Below are 16,059 nucleotides of genomic sequence, written 5' to 3'. Positions count from 1 at the left end.
TGACCCCGCACCGCCTCGTGACGGCACTCCGGCTGCGCTCGCTGCGCGTGCTGACCGCCGCGGACCTGGCCCGGATCACCGAGAGCTGTGCGGGCTGGTCGCCCGGTTCGAGCTCCCCTGACGCGTCTCAGTCGGTGAGGTAGGCGCCCGGCTCGTCCACGGCGTGCACCCACACCGGTGCGCCGGCGAGCTTCACCTCGGGGGCGGACAGCGCCCGGCGGTAGGTGCCGACGCCGTCCCACACGGTCCACAGCGCGAGCAGCTCCGGGTCGTCGGCCGCGCGGCCCACCGCGCCGTCCCGGAAGCCGGGCCGGGTGCGCAGCACCGCCAGCAGGTCGGTCGCGGCGGTGAGCAGCTCCGCGACGTCGTCGGCCGGGGCCCGCAACCGGGTGACGGCGAACACCGCGACCTCCTGTGTTTGACAACCGTTTTCATGTGCGTGGAGGATGATGTCATGCCCGCGGCCGTCTCCACCCCCAGCCGGACCATCCCCGCTGACGTGCTGGCCGCCAGCGAGCTGCTCACCGCGCTGGCGTTCCCGCTCCGGCTGTCGATCGTCGCCCTGCTCGACGAGCACGGCTCCCGCTGTGTGCACCAGCTGGTCGACGCCCTCGGCGTGCCGCAGCCGCTGGTCTCCCAGCACCTGCGTGTGCTGCGCGGAGCCGGCCTGGTCACCGGGGTGCGCCGACACCGCGAGGTCGACTACCGGCTCGTCGACGGGCACGTCGCCCACATCGTGCGGGACGCGATCGCCCACGCCGCGCACCGCGAGCCCGCCGAGGGGAACGCCTGATGGCCCGCACCACCCGCCAGCGCGCCGCCGTCGCCGCGGTGTTCGACTCCCTCGACGGCTTCCACAGCGCGCAGGAGGTGCACGCCCGGCTGCGCACCTCCGGTGACACGGTGGGGCTGTCCACGGTCTACCGCGCCGTGCAGGCGCTGGCCGACGACGGCGAGCTGGACTCCATCCGCACCGACTCCGGCGAGGCGCTCTACCGCCGGTGCAGCGCCCAGCACCACCACCACCTGGTCTGCCGCTCCTGCGGGCGCACCGTGGAGGTCGCCGGGCCGGCGGTGGAGCAGTGGGCCGACCGGGTCGCCGGCGAGCACGGCTTCTCCGACGTGAGCCACACCCTGGAGATCATGGGCACCTGCGCCGAGTGCCGGGCCGCCGGCCGCGCCTGACGCGACCCCGCTCAGGGAGCCGTCGCGGTCAGCGAGAAGGTCAGCGGCAACCGCTCCGGGTGGTCGGGCAGGACCCAGCCGCCCTCCCCCGGGACGAGCGAGGGCAGCGCCCGCCAGGGAACCGACCGGTGCTCGGCGAAGGACGTCAGCCGGAGCCCCGCGTCCAGCAGGGACTGCAGGACGTCGGCGAGCGAGTGCGGCCACTCGTAGGTGACCGTGTTGGCCAGGCGCACCCGGTCGTCGGCGTAGGTCGTCCCACCGTCGTCGCGCAGCGGCGCACTCGTGCCGAAGTACGGGCCCTCCAGCACCAGGGGGCCATCGGCCCCGTCGCCGCGCACGGCGGTCAGCAGCGGATGCCCGTCCCGGACAAAGAACACGCCGCCCGGGCGGAGGAGGCGGGCGACCGTCGCCACCCAGGCACGCAGGTCCGGCAGCCAGGGCAGCGCGCCGATGCCCGTGTAGACGACATCGAACCGCGCACCGCCGAGCGCGTCGGCGGCACCGGCCACATCGCTGTCGATGAAGGTGGCCGCCAGCCCGGCCCGTGCCGCGATCTGCCGTGCGGCCGCAGTGGCGGCCGGGGAGAAGTCGATGCCGGTCACCCGCGCGCCCAGCCGCGCCCAGGACAGGGTGTCGGTGCCTATGTGGCACTGCAGGTGCGCCAGCGACAGCCCGTCCGGGCTGCGGTCGGGCAGGTGGGGCCGCAGCAGTCGCAGGTCCTCCCGGACGACGTCGCTCAGCCGCTGCCGATCGGCGATGAACTCGTCGACCCCGTGGGCCACCAGGTGCCTGGGCACCCGCTCGTCCCAGTTGGCCCGGTTGGTGGCGATGGGGTCGGACACGACCGGGACCCTAGAGCCCGCGCCGGGCCCCCAGCCAGCCGTTTCCCGGCCGTCACGCGGAGCCGAAGCGGCGCTGCCGGCTGGCGTACTCCTCGCAGGCCTGCCACAGGTGCCGGCGGTCGAAGTCCGGCCACAGCGTGTCCAGGAAGACCAGCTCGGCGTAGGCCGCCTGCCAGAGCAGGAAGTTGCTGGTCCGGTTCTCCCCCGAACTGCGCACGAACAGGTCGACGTCGGGCATGTCCGGCTCGTCGAGGAAGCGGGCGACGGTCTTCTCGTCCACCTTGTCCGGGTCGAGTCGGCCGGCGGCGACTTCCCGGGCGATCGCGGCGGCCGCGTCGGCGATCTCCGCGCGCCCGCCGTAGTTGACGCACATGGTCAGCGTCAGGACGTCGTTGTCCTTCGTGAGCTCCTCGGCGATCTCCAGCTCCTTGATCACCGAACGCCAGAGCCGGGGACGGCGCCCCGCCCAGCGCACCCGCACGCCGAGCTCGTGCATCTCGTCGCGGCGCCGCCGGATCACGTCGCGGTTGAAGCCCATCAGGAAGCGGACCTCCTCCGGGCTGCGCCGCCAGTTCTCGGTGGAGAAGGCGTAGGCGCTGATCGCCGTGATGCCGAGCTCGATCGCGCCCTCGACGCAGTCGAACAGCGAGGACTCCCCCGCCTCGTGCCCCGCCGTCCGCGGCAGCCCGCGCTGCTTGGCCCAGCGGCCGTTGCCGTCCATCACGATCGCCACGTGGCCGGGCACCTTGTCCGCCGGGATGTCCGGCGGGGTGGCGCCCGAGGCGTGCGGGTTGGGCGCCTTGACCTCGCGCCTCACCGCGACGCCTCGACGTGGGGCGCGCCGGCGCGGGGGGCATCGGTGCGGTCGACCAGCGGCAGCGAGCGCAGGCCCCGCTCCAGGTGCCACTGCAGCATCGCCGCGACCAGGCCGCTGCCCTCGCGCCGGTTGATGCCCTGGCTGGCCTCGGCCCGCCCCCAGTCGCCGGTCAACAGGGCCTCCAGCAGCTCGACGGTCACCGGGCTGGGCATCGCCGAGCCGGTGGGACGGCAGGCCGGGCAGACGGTGCCCCCGGCCGGGACGGAGAAGTGGCGGTGCGGGCCCTGCTCGCCGCAGCGGGCGCAGTCACCCAGCGCGGGCTCCCAGCCGGCCACCGACATGGCGCGGAGCAGGAAGGCGTCGAGCACCAGCGGCGGCGGCTTGACCCCCTCCGCGAGCGTGCGCAGCGCGCCCACGACGAGCAGGAACATCCGCAGCGCGGGCTCCTTCTCCTCCACGGTCAGCCGGTCGGCGGTCTCCAGCACCGCCGTCCCCGCGGTGTAGGCCCGGTAGTCGCCGACGACCGCGGGCCCGTAGGCGCGGATCGACTCGGCCTGGCTGACCACGTCGAGGTTGCGGCCGGTGTACAGCTGCAGGTCGACGTGGCTGAACGGCTCCAGCCGGGCGCCGAACTTGCTCTTCGTGCGGCGCACGCCCTTGGCCACCGCGCGCACCTTCCCGGTGCGCCGGGTGAGCACCGTGACGATCCGGTCGGCCTCACCCAGCTTCTGGGTGCGCAGCACGATCCCCTCGTCGCGGTACAGCGACTGCGGCGTCGTGCTCAATACCCCAGCCTGTTCAGCTTCTTCGGGTCGTCCTGCCACTCACCCAGCACCGTGACGTGCAGGTCGAGGTGCACCCGGCCGCCCAGCAGCGTCTCCAGCCCGACCCGCGCCTCGCTGCCGATCGCCTTGATCGTCTGCCCGCCCTTGCCCAGCAGCATCGGCTTCTGGCTGGGGCGCTCGACGTGCAGCAACGCGTGGATCTCGGTGAACACCGCCTCGGGGTCGCGCGGATCGGGCTTGCGCAGGATCTCCTCGACGGTGACGGCGAGGGAGTGCGGCACCTCCTGCCGCACCTTCTCCAGCGCCGCCTCGCGCACCAGCTCGGCGATCTGCCGCTCGACGTCCTCGTCGGTGGTCTGCTCGTCGGGGTACATCGGCGGCCCCTCGGGCAGCAGGCCGATCAGCAGGTCCTCCAGCAGCTCGACCTGGTCGCCGGCGACGGCGCTGACCGGCACGATCTCGCGGGCCTCGACCAGCTGGCTGGCGGCCACCAGCTGCTCGGTGACCTGCTTCTTGCTCGCCGCGTCGGTCTTGGTCACCACCAGCACGATCGGGGTGGTGACCTCCTTGAGCTGCCGGGCGATGAACGCGTCACCGGCGCCGACGGGCTGGTCGGCCGGGATGCAGAAGACGATGACGTCGACCTCGGACAGGGTGTCGCGGACGACGTCGTTGAGCCGGCGGCCCAGCAGGCTCTTGGGCTTGTGCAGGCCGGGGGTGTCGACGAGCACGAGCTGACCGCCGGGCCGGTGCACCACGCCGCGGATGGCGTGCCGGGTGGTCTGCGGCCGGTTGCTGACGATGCCGACCTTCTCGCCCACCAGCGCGTTCGTCAGCGTGGTCTTGCCGGCGTTGGGCCGGCCCACCAGGCAGGCGAAGCCGCTGCGGTAGGGCGGCTGGTCGGTGTCGGTCACGTCGGCCAGTCTCCCACTGCGCACCGACAGGCCGGGCAGGGCGGCTGCGATCATGGGCGCATGCCTCCCCGGTCCCGACGCGAACAGGGCGAGCCGCTGGCGGTGACGGCGGCCCGCGACCGCGAGCGGCACATCACGCAGGTCACCAGCTACGGCTACTTCGCCGCCCGCGGACCGAAGCGCTCGGTCACCGTCACCCCCGCCCCGCTGCGCTACTGGCAGTACGACCCGGCCGGCCCGTTGGTGCTCGGCCTGACCGCGCTGGCCCTCGCCACCTGGCTGGGCGTGATCGCCTGGCGCGAGGGCGGCTCGGGCGTGGCCGCGGAGCTGCCGATCGCCCTGGCGCTGGCCGCACTGGTGGTGGTGGGCTCGACCGGGCGGCTGACCGTCTCCGACGCCGGCCTCTCCACCGACATCGCCGGGCTGCGCCAGGTCTCCTCGTTCCGCATCGTCCCGCGGGTACTGGTGCAGGAGGTGGTGCGCGGCGGGCCACCGGCCGGCTGGCCGAAGGCGCGCCGGCGCGGCGGGTGGTGGCCCGGGCGCACCCGGGTCAGCGTCCGGCACCTGGACATGGACGGGCAGACCGAGGAGGCGTTCACCGTGCGGGTGCGCGACCCCGAGGCCTTCGCCGACGCCCTGGGCCGCCCCCTGCGGAGCTGATCACGCCCGTCCTCCCGCACCCATGCCTGTCCTACCGCACCACCATTGGTGCGGTAGGACAGGCATCGATCAGGTCACCTGATCACTGCCCGGAGGCGGAGCGTCAGGCGGTCGTGCGGACCGCACCGTCGGGGCCGGCGAGCAGCACCGGCGCGGAGGCGGTCAGGTCGTGGACGGCGGCCAGCCCGGCCGCCTCGACCGACGCCGCCTCGCTGACCACGGCCGCGGCCTCCAGGCCCTCGACCCCGCTGGAGACGGCCGCGGCGACGGCGGCCTGCAGCGCGGTGAGCTGCAGCGAGGGCAGCGCGACGGTGGCGGCGAGGTAGGTGCGCCCGTCGGTGTCGCGGACCGCGGCCCCCTCGGCGGCCCCCGTGCGGCCGCGCGCGGAGCGGGCCAGGGTGATCAGCTTGGCGTCCTCGGGGTCCAGCTCAGCAGCGCTCACGAGGGGTCAGGATTCCACGGCGGCCGGCTCGGGCTGGCGGGCGGTCGTCTCGTCGTCGCCGTCCTCGGTCCCGCCGTCGTCGTCCGAACCCGGCTCGGGCACCCGGGTGACGACGATGGTGTCGATCTGGTTGCGCCGCCCGCCGGTGCTCTCCGCGACCAGGTGCAGCCCGCCGACCTCCGCGGCCGACCCCTCGATCGGCACCATGCCGATCTCCCGGGCGAGCAGCCCGCCCACGGTCTCCACGCCGTCGTCGTCGGGCAGCTCGACCTTGAACAGGTCGGCGAGGTCCTCCACCGGCAGCCGTGCGGTGATCCGCACCGACCCGTCCTCGAGCTCCTCGACGGGCGGGCGCTGCACGGTGTCGTGCTCGTCGTCGATCTCGCCGACGATCTCCTCGAGGATGTCCTCGATGGTGACCAGGCCGGCGAAACCGCCGTACTCGTCGACGACGACGGCCATGTGGGTGCGCGAGGCCTGCATCTCCCGCAGCAGCTGGTCGACCGGCTTGGACTCCGGCACGAAGCTCGCCCGGCGCATGAGGTCCTCGACCTGCGGTCCCGGGTCACCGGAGGCCAGGCCCTGGGACCGGCGGACGAGGTCCTTGAGGAAGACGACGCCGATGATGTCGTCGACGTTCTCCCCGATCACCGGGATGCGGGAGAAGCCGCTGCGCAGGCACAGCGCCAGCGCCTGGCGGAGGTTCTTGCCGCGCTCGATCCACACCACGTCGGGGCGGGGCACCATCACCTCGCGGGCGATGGTGTCGCCGAGCTCGAAGACGCCGTGGATCATGTTCCGCTCGCCGGACTCCACCACGCCGCGCTCCTCGGCCATGTCGACCAGCTCGCGCAGCTCGACCTCGCTGGAGAACGGCCCGTCACGGTAGCCGCGGCCGGGGGTGATGGCGTTGCCGATGAGGATCAGGAGGGTGGCGACCGGGCCCAGCAGCCGGCCGAGCAGGCGGATCAGCCCGGCCGCGGCCAGCCCGATCGGGTAGGCGTGCTGGCGGCCGAGCGTGCGGGGGCCGACGCCGACGAGCACGTAGCTCACCACCGTCATGACGGCTGCGGCGCTGGCGATCCCCGCGGCCAGGCCCTCGACGAGGTCGTAGAGGACGACGGCGACCACCACGGCCGCGGTCATCTCGCAGACGATCCGCAGCAGCAGGAGCAGGGCCACGTGCCGGGCCCGCTCCGACATGACCTGGGTCAGCGCAGTCGCCCGCTTCACCCCGTCGCGACGGAGCTCGTCGACCCCGGCCGGGGACAGCCGCTGCAGGGCGGCGTCGAGCGCGCCGAAGACGCCGGCGAGCAGGACGAGGAGGACCGCGATCACCAGCAGGACGATCGCTGTCGTGCTCATCGGACCCCGGGCTCCGAGGGCCCGCTGGTGGCAGGTTCGCCGGTGACCGGTTGACGCGGCACGGAGCGCCAGCCCTCCAGCAGCGAGGACTGCAGGCCGAACATCTCCTTCTCCTCGTCGGGCTCCATGTGGTCGTATCCCAGCAGGTGGAGCACTCCGTGGGTGGCCAGCAGCAGCAGCTCGTCGGCCATCGAGTGGCCGGCGGCCCGGGCCTGGCGGACGGCGACGGCCGGGCAGAGGACGACGTCGCCGAGCAGGGCCGGACCCGGCTCGGGGTCGTCGGGACGGCCGGTGTCCAGCTCGTCCATCGGGAAGGCGAGGACGTCGGTCGGCCCCTTCTCCCCCATCCACCGCTCGTGCAGGGTGGCCATGTAGTCGACGTCGACGCAGAGCACCGACAGCTCGGCCAGCGGGCTGACGTCCAGGCTGTCGAGCACGTAGCGGCAGACGCCGGCCAGCGCGTCCTCGTCGACGGCGATCTCGGACTCGTTGGCGACCTCGACGGGCACCGCGGTCAGCTCCCCTGCTGCCGGCGGGGGCGGGCCGCCCGGGACGGGCCGGCACCCGTCGCGGTGGTGGTCTGGCGCGCGGTGTCCCACCGCTCGTAGGCGTCGACGATGTCGCCGACCAGGCGGTGGCGCACCACGTCGGAGCTGCTGAGCGTGGAGAAGTGCACGTCGTCGACGCCCTGCAGAATGTCCCGGACCACCCGGAGGCCGCTCTGCGCGCCGCCGGGGAGGTCGACCTGGGTGACGTCGCCGGTGACGACCATCTTCGAGCCGAACCCGAGCCGGGTGAGGAACATCTTCATCTGCTCGGCGGTGGTGTTCTGCGCCTCGTCGAGGATGACGAACGCGTCGTTGAGCGTGCGGCCGCGCATGTACGCCAGCGGCGCCACCTCGATGGTGCCCGACTGCATGAGCCGCGGGATCGACTCGGGGTCGACCATGTCGTGCAGCGCGTCGTACAGCGGGCGCAGGTACGGGTCGATCTTCTCCGACAGCGAGCCGGGCAGGTAGCCCAGCCGCTCGCCGGCCTCCACCGCGGGGCGGGTCAGGATGATCCGGTTGACCTGCTTGGTCTGCAGCGCCTGCACGGCCTTGGCCATCGCCAGGTAGGTCTTGCCGGTGCCGGCCGGGCCGATGCCGAAGACCACGCTGTGGGTGTCGATCGCGTCGACGTAGCGCTTCTGGTTCAGCGTCTTGGGCCGGATGGTGCGGCCCCGGCGGCTGATGATGTCCAGGCTGAGCACGTCGGCCGGGCGCTCGGAGCCGCCGGCCCTGAGCATGGCGACGACCCGGCGGACCGAGTCCGGCCGGAGGACCTGGCCGGTGGCGAGCAGCGCGATCAGCTCGTCGAAGACGCGGACGGCGAAGGCGTTGTCCGCGGGCTGGCCGGTGACGGCGATCTCGTTGCCCCGGACGTGGACGTCGGCGGCGAGCTCGCTCTCGACCAGCCGGAGCAGTTCGTCGCCGGAGCCCAGCAGGGCGACCATGGAGACGGTCTCGGGAACGGTGATGGCGGTGCGGACGTCGGCCGGTACGGCCGCGTCGTCCGGGACGCCGGCTGCCGCGGCACGCGCGGACAGCTCTCGGGCCGACGCTGTGAGGGCGGCGGGGACGGCGTCTGGTGAGGTGTCGGGCAAGTACGCTCGACCCTGCCTTCCTGCGACGGGGCTGTGACCTCCGGGAGTCTACCCGCGCGGCGCTCCCCCGGCCGGGCTGGCGCAGCGGCCGTTCAGCCCGGGGGCCAGGTGAGGCCCCGGCCACCGAGCACGTGCAGGTGCACGTGGTGCACGGTCTGCCCGCCGTCCGGCCCGCTGTTGACCACCAGCCGCCAGCCGGGCTCCGGGCCGTCCGCCGTCGCCAGGCCCTCCTGCTCGGCGACCGCCTGCGCGGCGGCCAGGAGCTCGGCGGCCAGCGCCGGGTCGGCGGCGGTCAGCGCCCCGATCGTCGGGTGGTGGTCCCGGGGGACGACGAGCACGTGGGTGGGCGCCTGCGGGGAGATGTCCCGGAACGCCAGCGTGCGGCCGGTCTCCCGGACGACGTCCGGGGCGATCTCCCCCGCGACCATGCGGCAGAACAGGCAGTCGCTGCTGGTCCCGGTCATGGCGGGAACCGTAGTACCCGACCCGGTCCGGAATCACGCCGTCGGTTGCACTGTGCGCAATCTTCTGCGGTCAAGTTCCGGCCGGGACCTGCCGATGAGTCGTGGGACGGATCCCGCGACCACCGGCGTCAGGAGTGCAGCTGCTCGCCCTCAACGCCACCATCGAGGCCGCGCGCGCCGGCGATGCCGGCAAGGGGTTCGCGGTCGTCGCCGGGGAGGTCAAGGAGCTGGCCCGGGAGACCGCGCAGGCCACCGAGGACGTCAGCAGCCGGGTGGCCACCATCCAGGGCGACGTGCAGGACGTCGTCGGCGCGCTGACCTCCATCCGGGAGATCGTCGGCCGGATCAACGAGACCCGGCAGCACATCGGCGCGGTGCTCACCGAGCAGGCCGGCGTCACGCGCAGCATCGTCGAGCTGGGCTGAGCCCAGCGGGGACCCCCGGGAAGAGGTGCGCCAGGATGGGCGCATCGTTCCCCGAGCCCACGTGGAGGTCCCCGTGTCCGTTCCCCGTCCCCCCGCGAGGACGTAGTGAGCACCCGTTCCGCCGTCCGGTCGGGTGGCCCCGCACAGATCCACGAGGCACAAGCGAACAGCAGGGTGAGCCGGCGCGGCTTCCTCGCCGGCGCCGCGGCCACCGTCACCGCCGCCGCGCTCGCCGCCTGCGGCGACCGCTCCTCCCCCGTGACCGGCTCCGGGGGCTCGGCCGCACCGACCAGCGGCGGCCGCCGGACCCTCACCATCGGCGCCATCCCCGACCAGGACCCCGAGGTCCTGCAGCGCCTGCACGGCACCGTCGCGGACGCGATGTCCGGCGCGCTCGACCTGGACGTCACCTACCAGCCGGTCACCGACTACGGCGCCGCCGTCTCCCTCTTCCGCACCGGCGACCTCGACCTGGTCTGGTTCGGCGGCCTCACCGGCGTCCAGGCCCGGCTGCAGACCCCCGGCGCGGAGCCCGTCGCCCAGCGCGACATCGACGAGGAGTTCCACTCGGTGTTCGTGGTGAACACCGCGACCGGGCTCGCACCGTCGGAGGACCTCACCCCGCTGGCCGACCTGCGGTTCACCTACGGCAGCGAGACCTCCACCTCCGGCCGGCTGATGCCCGCCTGGTTCCTGCAGCAGCAGGGCGTGGACCCCGAGGGCTTCCCCGGCGGGCCCGGGTTCTCCGGCTCCCACGACGCGACGCTGGCGCTGGTGGCGTCGGGCAGCTACCAGGCCGGTGTGCTCAACGAGCAGGTGTGGACCTCCCGCAGCGAGGAGGGCTCGGTCGATCCCGCCGTGGTGCAGTACGCCCGCACCCCGGCGTACCACGACTACCACTGGCTGCTCGGGCCGCAGGCCGTCGAGCGGATCGGCCCGGAGCTGCCCGGCCGGCTGACCGACTGGTTCACCGGGCTGTCCGCCGACGACCCGGACGACGCCGAGGTGCTCGAGCTGTTCGGCGCCGGGGCGTTCATCCCGACCGAGGCCTCGAACTACACCCAGATCGAGGAGATCGGCCGCGAGCTGGGGCTGATCAGCTGACCGCCGTCCTCCGGCTGGACGACGTCTCGGTCCGCTACGGCGGCACCCCCGCGCTCACCGGCGTCGACCTGACCGTCGGCGCCGGTGAGCGGGTGGCGCTGGTCGGACCGTCCGGCGCCGGCAAGTCCACGTTGCTGGGGCTGGTCAACGGCTCGGTGCAGCCCACCGCGGGGTCGCTGCGGGTGCTCGGCGCCGACCCGGCGGCGCTGCGCGGACCGGCGCTGCGCCGGCTGCGCGCCCGGGTGGGCACGGTGCACCAGCACCTGGAGCTGGTCGGCCAGCTGCGGGTGGTGCACAACGTCAACGCCGGCCGGCTCGGCGACTGGTCGGCGGCCCGGGCGGTCTGGTCGCTGGTGCGCCCGCAGGGGATGCCCGAGGTGCTGGCCGCGCTGTCGGCGGTGGGGCTGGCCGACCGGGCCTACGAGCGCACCGAGCGGCTCTCCGGTGGGCAGCGGCAGCGGGTCGCAGTGGCCCGGCTGCTGGTGCAGCGCCCGGAGCTGGTGCTCGCCGACGAGCCAGCCTCCGCGCTGGACCCGGTGCTCGCCGACTCGGTGCTCGGGCTGCTGGCCGGGCTCGCCGCCGAGCGGAACGGCGCGCTGGTGGCCTCGTTGCACGACCCGGCGCTGGCGCTGCGGCACTGCAGCCGGGTGGTCGGGCTGGTCGACGGGCGGGTGGTGCTCGACGCCCCCGCGGCTCGGCTGACCGCCGGCGACCTGGCCGAGTTCTACGGGGCGCCGCGGTGACGGTGCTGACCGCGGTGCCCGCCCCCCGGCTGCGGCGGGCGCGCACCCGCTGGGCCTGGGGGCTGGGCGCGCTGGCCGCCGTCTGCGCGGCGCTGGCCGGAGCCGGGTTGCTCGGTGGCGAGGTGGTCAACCGGTCGGGGACGGCGCAGTTCGGCCGGTTCGCCGCGGCCGCACTCCGTCCCGAGCTCGACCCCGCGTTCCTCTCGGTGCTGGGCACCGCGACGCTGGTGACCATCGCCTACGCGGCCCTGGGCACCGCCCTGGCGGTCGGGCTGGGGGCGGTCGGCGCGGTCGCCGTGGCCCGCACCACCTGGGGACGGCGGCGGGCCGGGTGGCTGCTGGCCCGCGGCGCGCTGGCCGTGCCCCGCGGGCTGCACGAGGCGGTGTGGGGGCTGCTGCTGGTCAACCTGCTGGGCCTGGACCCATGGGTCGGCGTGCTGGCGATCGGCATCCCCTACGGGGCGGTGACGGCGAAGGTGTTCGCCGACCTGCTCGACGAGGTGCCGCGCGGCGCGCACGACGCGCTGCTCGCCGCCGGCGCCGGCCGGGTGGCCGCCGTCGTCTACGGGCTGCTGCCGCCGGCGTCGGGCGGGCTGCTGTCGTACTCGTTCTACCGGCTGGAGTGCGCGGTGCGCTCGGCGGTGGTGCTCGGGCTGATCGGCGCCGGCGGGCTGGGCTACCAGCTGTCGCTGTCGTTCAGCTCGCTGCGCTGGGGGCAGGTGTGGACCTGCGTCTACGCGCTCACCGCGCTCTGCGTGCTGGCCGTGGTGGCCGGCCGGGCGGTGCGCCGGCGGGTCGCGTCGCCGCGCTCGTCGGGGAACCGGCTCCGGCGCGACCCGGCGCTCACCGGCGCCGTGGCGGTCACCGTCGCCGCGGTGGCGTGGGCCTGGTGGTACCTGGCGGTCTCCCCCGCGACGCTGGTCTCCGACCGCACCGGTGAGCAGCTGCGGTACGTGCTGGCCGCCGCCTGGCCGCCGGCCACCGATGCCGGCCTGCTGCGCGCCGTCGTCACCGCCGCGGTGGAGACGCTGCAGATGTCGGTGATCGCGATCGCCGTCGCCACGGTCGGGGCGGTGCTGCTGGCCGGGGTGGCCGCGCACCCGGCCGGGCGCCCGGGCCCGGGGCGCCGGGTGGTGGGCAGCGTCGTCCGGCTGGCGCTGCTGGTGCTGCGGGCCGTGCCGCCGCCGGTGTGGGCGCTGGTGCTGCTGTTCGTGCTGCTGCCCGGCGTGCTGCCCGGGGCGCTGGCGCTCGGCGTCTACACGCTGGGTGTGCTGGGCCGGCTCGCCGCGGAGGCCACCGAGGAGCTCGACCCGCGGCCGCGGGCGGCGCTGGCGGCGATGGGCACGCCGCCGGTGGCCGGCTGGCTGTACGGCGTGGCGCCGCGGGCCGTCGGGCCGGTGCTGGCCTACGCGCTGTACCGGTGGGAGGTCGCGATCCGGGACACCGTGCTGATCGGGCTGCTCGGCGCCGGCGGGCTGGGCGCGCTGCTGGCGACGTCGCTGGCCACCTTCGACTGGAGCGCGGTGACCACGGTGCTGGTGGCCGTCGTGCTGCTGACCGCCGGCGTCGACCTGGTCAGCGCCCGCGCGCGGCACGCGATCAGGTAGCCGCCCCGCCGCCCTCCCGGTTGATCACGGGCTCGTTGCCGGCCGCCACGCCGCGGACCGGCGTGTCCTCGGCGATCCGCCCATGATCGACACGGCGCTCACCCCCAGCGGGTCCTGGCGCTCAGCGCGGCCAGCGCGGCGGCGCCGGCGGTCGACGTGCGCAGCACCTCGGCGCCCAGCCGCACCGAGCGGGCGCCGGCGGCGCGGAAGGCCACCACCTCGCCGTCGGTGAGCCCGCCCTCGGGGCCGACGACGACGGCGACCGTGCCGGTGGCCGGCACCTCGACCCGGGCGAAGGGCTCCCGCGCCTGCTCGTGCAGCACCAGGATCAGGTCGACGTCGGCGAGCAGACCGACCACCTGCCGGGTGGTCATCGGCTCGGTCACCTCCGGCACCCGCGGCCGGCGGGCCTGCTTGCTGGCGGCACGGGCGGCCGAGCGCCACTTGGCCAGGCCCTTCTCCACCCGGTCCTCGCGCCAGCGGGTGACGCAGCGGGCCGCCGTCCACGGCACGATCCGGTCGACGCCCAGCTCGGTGGCGAGGTCGACGGCGAGCGGCCCGCGGTCGCCCTTGGGCAGCGCCTGGACCAGCACGAACTCCGGCTGCGGGGCGGGCACCTCGTGCCGGGCGTCGACCTGCACCTGCAGCCCGCCGGGGCCGGCCGCGGTGACCGTGCCCTCGACGAGCAGGCCGCGGCCGTCGGCGACCTTGACCCGCTCGCCCGAGGTCAGCCGCAGCACGTCGACGGCGTGCCGACCCTCGGCGCCGTCCACGGTGACGACGTCGCCGTCGGGCACCTGGTCGAGCAGGAAGAGGGGGGCACCGTCGGCGGCGGGCGCGTCCGGGGCCTCGCTCATCGGCCGTTGAACGCGTCGCGCACCCGGGAGAACAGGCCGCCGCCGTGGTTGGCCGCGGCGCCGTCGGCGAGGTCCTCGCCGCGCAGCGCCGCGAGTTCGCGCAGCAGCTCCTGCTGGCGCTCGTCGAGCCGGCTGGGGGTCTGCACGTCGATGTGCACCAGCAGGTTGCCCCGGCCGGTGCCGCGCAGCCGCGGGGCGCCGTGCGCGCGCAGGGTGAGCACGCTGCCGGACTGGGTGCCGGGCCGGATGTCGAGGTCCTCGTTGCCGTCGAGGGTCTCCAGCTTGAGCGTGGTGCCCAGCGCGGCGGCGGTCATCGGCAGCGTGACCCGGCAGTGCAGGTCCTCGCCGTCGCGGGTGAAGACGTCGTGCGGGCGCTCGTGCACCTCGACGTAGAGGTCACCCGCCGGGCCGCCGCCGGGGCCGACCTCGCCGTGGCCGGCCAGCCGGATGCGCATGCCGTCCTCGACGCCGGCGGGGATCTTCACCGGGATGGTGCGGCGGGCGCGGACCCGGCCGTCACCGCCGCACTGCCCGCACGGGTTCGGGATGACCTGGCCGGTGGCCTGGCAGGTCGGGCAGGGACGGCTGGCGATGACCTGGCCGAGGAAGGAGCGCTGCACGCTCTGCACCTCGCCGCGGCCGTTGCAGGTGGGGCAGGTCTCGGGGTGGGTGCCCGGCGCGGTGCCGGCGCCGGTGCAGACGTCGCAGACCACCGCGGTGTCGACGGTGATCTCCGTCGTCGTCCCGAAGACCGTCTCGGCCAGGTCGAGCTCGACCCGGATGAGCGCGTCGCTGCCCTCGCGGACCCGGCCGCGCGGGCCGCGCGCGGCTCCGGCGCCACCGAAGAAGGCGTCCATGATGTCGCCGAGCCCGCCGAAGCCGGCGTTGCCGAACGGGCTGCCGGCCCGGCCGCCGTTCGTCTCGTACGGGTCGCCGCCGAGGTCGATGATGCGGCGCTTCTCCGGGTCGGTCAGCGCCTCGTAGGCGCGGCTGACCTCACCGAAGCGCTCCTTGGCCTCCGGGGCGGGGTTGACGTCGGGGTGGAGGTCCCGCGCCAGCCGGCGGTAGGCCTTCTTGATCTCGGAGTCGGTCGCTCCGGGGGCCAGGCCCAGCACGCCGTAGTAGTCGGTCGCCATGCAGTCTTGTCCCGTCCTCAGCTCTCGGCCAGCAGGTGGCCGACGTAGCGGGCCACGGCTCGTACCGCGGCCATGTTGCCTGCGTAGTCCATCCGGGTGGGGCCGACGACGCCGAGGCCGCCGAGCGCCTGGTCGCCGGACCCGTAGCCGACGGAGACGAACGACGCGGCGGTCAGCGCCTCGTGCTCGTTCTCCTCACCGATGCTCACCGTCACCGTGCTCGGACCCACCTCGGCCATCAACCGCAGGACGACCACCTGTTCTTCCAGGGCCTCCAGCAGCGGGCGGAAGGTGCCCGGGAAGTCCAGCGCGCCGCCCTGCGCGAGGTTGGCCGTGCCGCCGATGACCAGCCGGTCCTCCGAGGGCTCGACCAGCGTCTCCAGCAGGGTGGCGCTGACCGCGGCGACCAGCGGCCGCAGCTGCGGCCGGGCGTTCTCGACCAGGTCGCCGACGGTGTCGCTGGCCTCGGCGAGCTTCTTGCCGGTGAAGGCGGCGTTGAGCAGCGCGCGCAGCTCGGCGACGGTGTCGGGCTCGACGTCGTCCGGGGTGTCGACGACGCGCTGCTCGACCCGGCCGGTGTCGGTGATGAGCACCATGAGCAGCCGGCTGCTGGTCAGCGGCACGAGCTCGAGGTGCCGGACGGCGCTGCGCGACAGCGTCGGGTACTGCACGACGGCGACCTGGCGGGTGAGCTGGGCCAGCAGCCGGACGCTGCGGCCGAGGACGTCGTGCAGGTCGACGGCGCCGTCGAGGAAGCGCTCGATGGCCCGCCGCTCGGCGGCCGACAGCGGCTTGACCGAGGACAGCCGGTCGACGAACAGCCGGTAGCCCTTGTCGGTGGGCACCCGCCCGGCGCTGGTGTGCGGCTGGGTGATGTAGCCCTCCTCCTCCAGCACCGCCATGTCGTTGCGGATGGTGGCCGGGGACACCCCGAGGTCGTACCGGGCCGCCAGCGCCTTGCTCCCCACCGGGTCGTTGGTGGAGACGTAGTCCTGGACGATGGCTCGCAGCACCCGCAGGCGCCGGTCGTCGTGCGCCACGGCTGACACCTCCCGTACCGGTTCGACG

General features: G+C 74.7%; 19 protein-coding genes and 1 pseudogene. 7 read left to right on the top strand and 13 right to left on the bottom strand.

Annotation, left to right across the window (positions count from 1 at the left end; translation table 11 throughout):
* Positions 1-127 precede the first annotated feature (127 nt).
* The gene (locus tag ACI783_RS12610) at positions 128-403 is read right to left on the bottom strand and encodes an antibiotic biosynthesis monooxygenase family protein (protein WP_457140749.1); all 276 of its coding nucleotides are present in this window, start codon (positions 401-403) and stop codon (positions 128-130) included.
* Between the two features lie 51 nt (positions 404-454).
* Between ACI783_RS12610 and ACI783_RS12605 the strand changes: the two genes are divergently transcribed.
* Positions 455-793, top strand: coding sequence for an ArsR/SmtB family transcription factor (locus ACI783_RS12605; RefSeq protein WP_457140748.1), 339 nt, complete (start codon positions 455-457; stop codon positions 791-793).
* A complete protein-coding gene (locus tag ACI783_RS12600) occupies positions 793-1,185 on the top strand; it encodes a Fur family transcriptional regulator (RefSeq protein ID WP_457140747.1) in 393 nt (130 codons plus the stop codon). The genes ACI783_RS12605 and ACI783_RS12600 overlap by 1 nt, the downstream gene beginning before the upstream one ends.
* Positions 1,186-1,196: 11 nt before the next feature.
* Here ACI783_RS12600 and ACI783_RS12595 read toward each other — a convergent pair whose 3' ends face one another.
* Genes ACI783_RS12595 through era form a run of 4 tightly spaced genes read right to left on the bottom strand, consistent with a single transcriptional unit; the run spans position 1,197 to position 4,597 of the window.
* Positions 1,197-2,027 (bottom strand): class I SAM-dependent methyltransferase, encoded by an 831-nt coding sequence (locus ACI783_RS12595; RefSeq protein WP_457140746.1) that lies wholly within the window; start codon positions 2,025-2,027, stop codon positions 1,197-1,199.
* A 52-nt stretch (positions 2,028-2,079) separates the two neighbouring features.
* Positions 2,080-2,844, bottom strand: a complete 765-nt coding sequence (locus ACI783_RS12590) for an isoprenyl transferase (protein WP_457140745.1) — start codon at positions 2,842-2,844, stop codon at positions 2,080-2,082.
* Positions 2,841-3,629, bottom strand: a complete 789-nt coding sequence (gene recO, locus ACI783_RS12585) for a DNA repair protein RecO (RefSeq protein ID WP_457140744.1) — start codon at positions 3,627-3,629, stop codon at positions 2,841-2,843. Before recO ends, ACI783_RS12590 begins: the two co-directional genes overlap by 4 nt.
* A complete protein-coding gene (gene era / locus ACI783_RS12580; protein ID WP_457140743.1) occupies positions 3,626-4,597 on the bottom strand; it encodes a GTPase Era in 972 nt (323 codons plus the stop codon). Before era ends, recO begins: the two co-directional genes overlap by 4 nt.
* A 6-nt stretch (positions 4,598-4,603) precedes the next feature.
* Here era and ACI783_RS12575 point away from each other — a divergent pair, with 6 nt between their 5' ends.
* Positions 4,604-5,203 carry a hypothetical protein gene (locus ACI783_RS12575; RefSeq protein ID WP_457140742.1) on the top strand — a complete coding sequence of 200 codons (600 nt, stop codon included), beginning with the start codon at positions 4,604-4,606 and terminating at the stop codon, positions 5,201-5,203.
* Positions 5,204-5,306: 103 nt separating this feature from the next.
* Here the strand turns inward: ACI783_RS12575 and ACI783_RS12570 are convergent, their stop codons facing one another.
* The 5 genes from ACI783_RS12570 to ACI783_RS12550 form a co-directional block, all read right to left on the bottom strand.
* A complete protein-coding gene (locus ACI783_RS12570) occupies positions 5,307-5,645 on the bottom strand; it encodes a cytidine deaminase (protein ID WP_457140741.1) in 339 nt (112 codons plus the stop codon).
* A 6-nt stretch (positions 5,646-5,651) separates the two neighbouring features.
* Positions 5,652-7,010, bottom strand: a complete 1,359-nt coding sequence (locus ACI783_RS12565) for a hemolysin family protein (protein WP_457140740.1) — start codon at positions 7,008-7,010, stop codon at positions 5,652-5,654.
* Positions 7,007-7,519: an rRNA maturation RNase YbeY gene (gene ybeY, locus ACI783_RS12560; RefSeq protein WP_457140739.1), complete on the bottom strand. Its 513-nt coding sequence runs from the start codon at positions 7,517-7,519 to the stop codon at positions 7,007-7,009. Before ybeY ends, ACI783_RS12565 begins: the two co-directional genes overlap by 4 nt.
* A gap of 5 nt (positions 7,520-7,524) precedes the next feature.
* A complete protein-coding gene (locus ACI783_RS12555; RefSeq protein WP_457084870.1) occupies positions 7,525-8,655 on the bottom strand; it encodes a PhoH family protein in 1,131 nt (376 codons plus the stop codon).
* Positions 8,656-8,747: 92 nt separating this feature from the next.
* On the bottom strand, positions 8,748-9,119 hold the full coding sequence (locus ACI783_RS12550) for an HIT domain-containing protein (protein WP_457084874.1): 372 nt from the start codon (positions 9,117-9,119) through the stop codon (positions 8,748-8,750).
* Positions 9,120-9,259: 140 nt separating this feature from the next.
* On the opposite strand from ACI783_RS12550, the pseudogene ACI783_RS12545 reads away from it, so the two are divergent.
* The 4 genes and pseudogenes from ACI783_RS12545 to ACI783_RS12530 form a co-directional block, all read left to right on the top strand.
* Positions 9,260-9,544: pseudogene (locus tag ACI783_RS12545) on the top strand (methyl-accepting chemotaxis protein); the annotation flags it as partial.
* A 174-nt stretch (positions 9,545-9,718) separates the two neighbouring features.
* Complete coding sequence (locus ACI783_RS12540; RefSeq protein WP_457140765.1) at positions 9,719-10,648, top strand: putative selenate ABC transporter substrate-binding protein; 930 nt, start codon at positions 9,719-9,721, stop codon at positions 10,646-10,648.
* Complete coding sequence (locus ACI783_RS12535; protein ID WP_457140764.1) at positions 10,645-11,391, top strand: phosphonate ABC transporter ATP-binding protein; 747 nt, start codon at positions 10,645-10,647, stop codon at positions 11,389-11,391. The genes ACI783_RS12540 and ACI783_RS12535 overlap by 4 nt, the downstream gene beginning before the upstream one ends.
* Positions 11,388-12,998, top strand: a complete 1,611-nt coding sequence (locus ACI783_RS12530; RefSeq protein ID WP_457140738.1) for a PhnE/PtxC family ABC transporter permease — start codon at positions 11,388-11,390, stop codon at positions 12,996-12,998. Before ACI783_RS12535 ends, ACI783_RS12530 begins: the two co-directional genes overlap by 4 nt.
* Positions 12,999-13,096: 98 nt before the next feature.
* Here the strand turns inward: ACI783_RS12530 and ACI783_RS12525 are convergent, their stop codons facing one another.
* From ACI783_RS12525 to hrcA, 3 genes are read right to left on the bottom strand one after another with little or no spacing between them, the layout of a single operon-like run.
* The gene (locus tag ACI783_RS12525) at positions 13,097-13,855 is read right to left on the bottom strand and encodes a 16S rRNA (uracil(1498)-N(3))-methyltransferase (RefSeq protein WP_457140737.1); all 759 of its coding nucleotides are present in this window, start codon (positions 13,853-13,855) and stop codon (positions 13,097-13,099) included.
* Positions 13,852-14,991 (bottom strand): molecular chaperone DnaJ, encoded by a 1,140-nt coding sequence (gene dnaJ, locus ACI783_RS12520; protein ID WP_457140736.1) that lies wholly within the window; start codon positions 14,989-14,991, stop codon positions 13,852-13,854. The genes ACI783_RS12525 and dnaJ overlap by 4 nt, the downstream gene beginning before the upstream one ends.
* Positions 14,992-15,008: 17 nt before the next feature.
* Complete coding sequence (gene hrcA, locus ACI783_RS12515; protein WP_457140735.1) at positions 15,009-16,031, bottom strand: heat-inducible transcriptional repressor HrcA; 1,023 nt, start codon at positions 16,029-16,031, stop codon at positions 15,009-15,011.
* Positions 16,032-16,059: the final 28 nt, after the last annotated feature.

Source organism: Modestobacter sp. SYSU DS0511 (genome assembly GCF_054050755.1).
Note: the sequence above shows the minus strand (reverse complement) of the source record. Positions and strands in the feature narration are given on the sequence as shown.

Bases quoted from the DNA above. Each gene is read 5' to 3' on its own strand.
- ACI783_RS12605 (WP_457140748.1), top strand. From the start codon at position 455: ATGCCCGCGGCCGTCTCCACCCCCAGCCGGACCATCCCCGCTGACGTG.
- ACI783_RS12600 (WP_457140747.1), top strand. From the start codon at position 793: ATGGCCCGCACCACCCGCCAGCGCGCCGCCGTCGCCGCGGTGTTCGAC.
- era (WP_457140743.1), bottom strand. From the start codon at position 4,597: ATGATCGCAGCCGCCCTGCCCGGCCTGTCGGTGCGCAGTGGGAGACTG.
- ACI783_RS12575 (WP_457140742.1), top strand. From the start codon at position 4,604: ATGCCTCCCCGGTCCCGACGCGAACAGGGCGAGCCGCTGGCGGTGACG.
- ACI783_RS12565 (WP_457140740.1), bottom strand. From the start codon at position 7,010: ATGAGCACGACAGCGATCGTCCTGCTGGTGATCGCGGTCCTCCTCGTC.
- ACI783_RS12550 (WP_457084874.1), bottom strand. From the start codon at position 9,119: ATGACCGGGACCAGCAGCGACTGCCTGTTCTGCCGCATGGTCGCGGGG.
- ACI783_RS12525 (WP_457140737.1), bottom strand. From the start codon at position 13,855: ATGAGCGAGGCCCCGGACGCGCCCGCCGCCGACGGTGCCCCCCTCTTC.
- dnaJ (WP_457140736.1), bottom strand. From the start codon at position 14,991: ATGGCGACCGACTACTACGGCGTGCTGGGCCTGGCCCCCGGAGCGACC.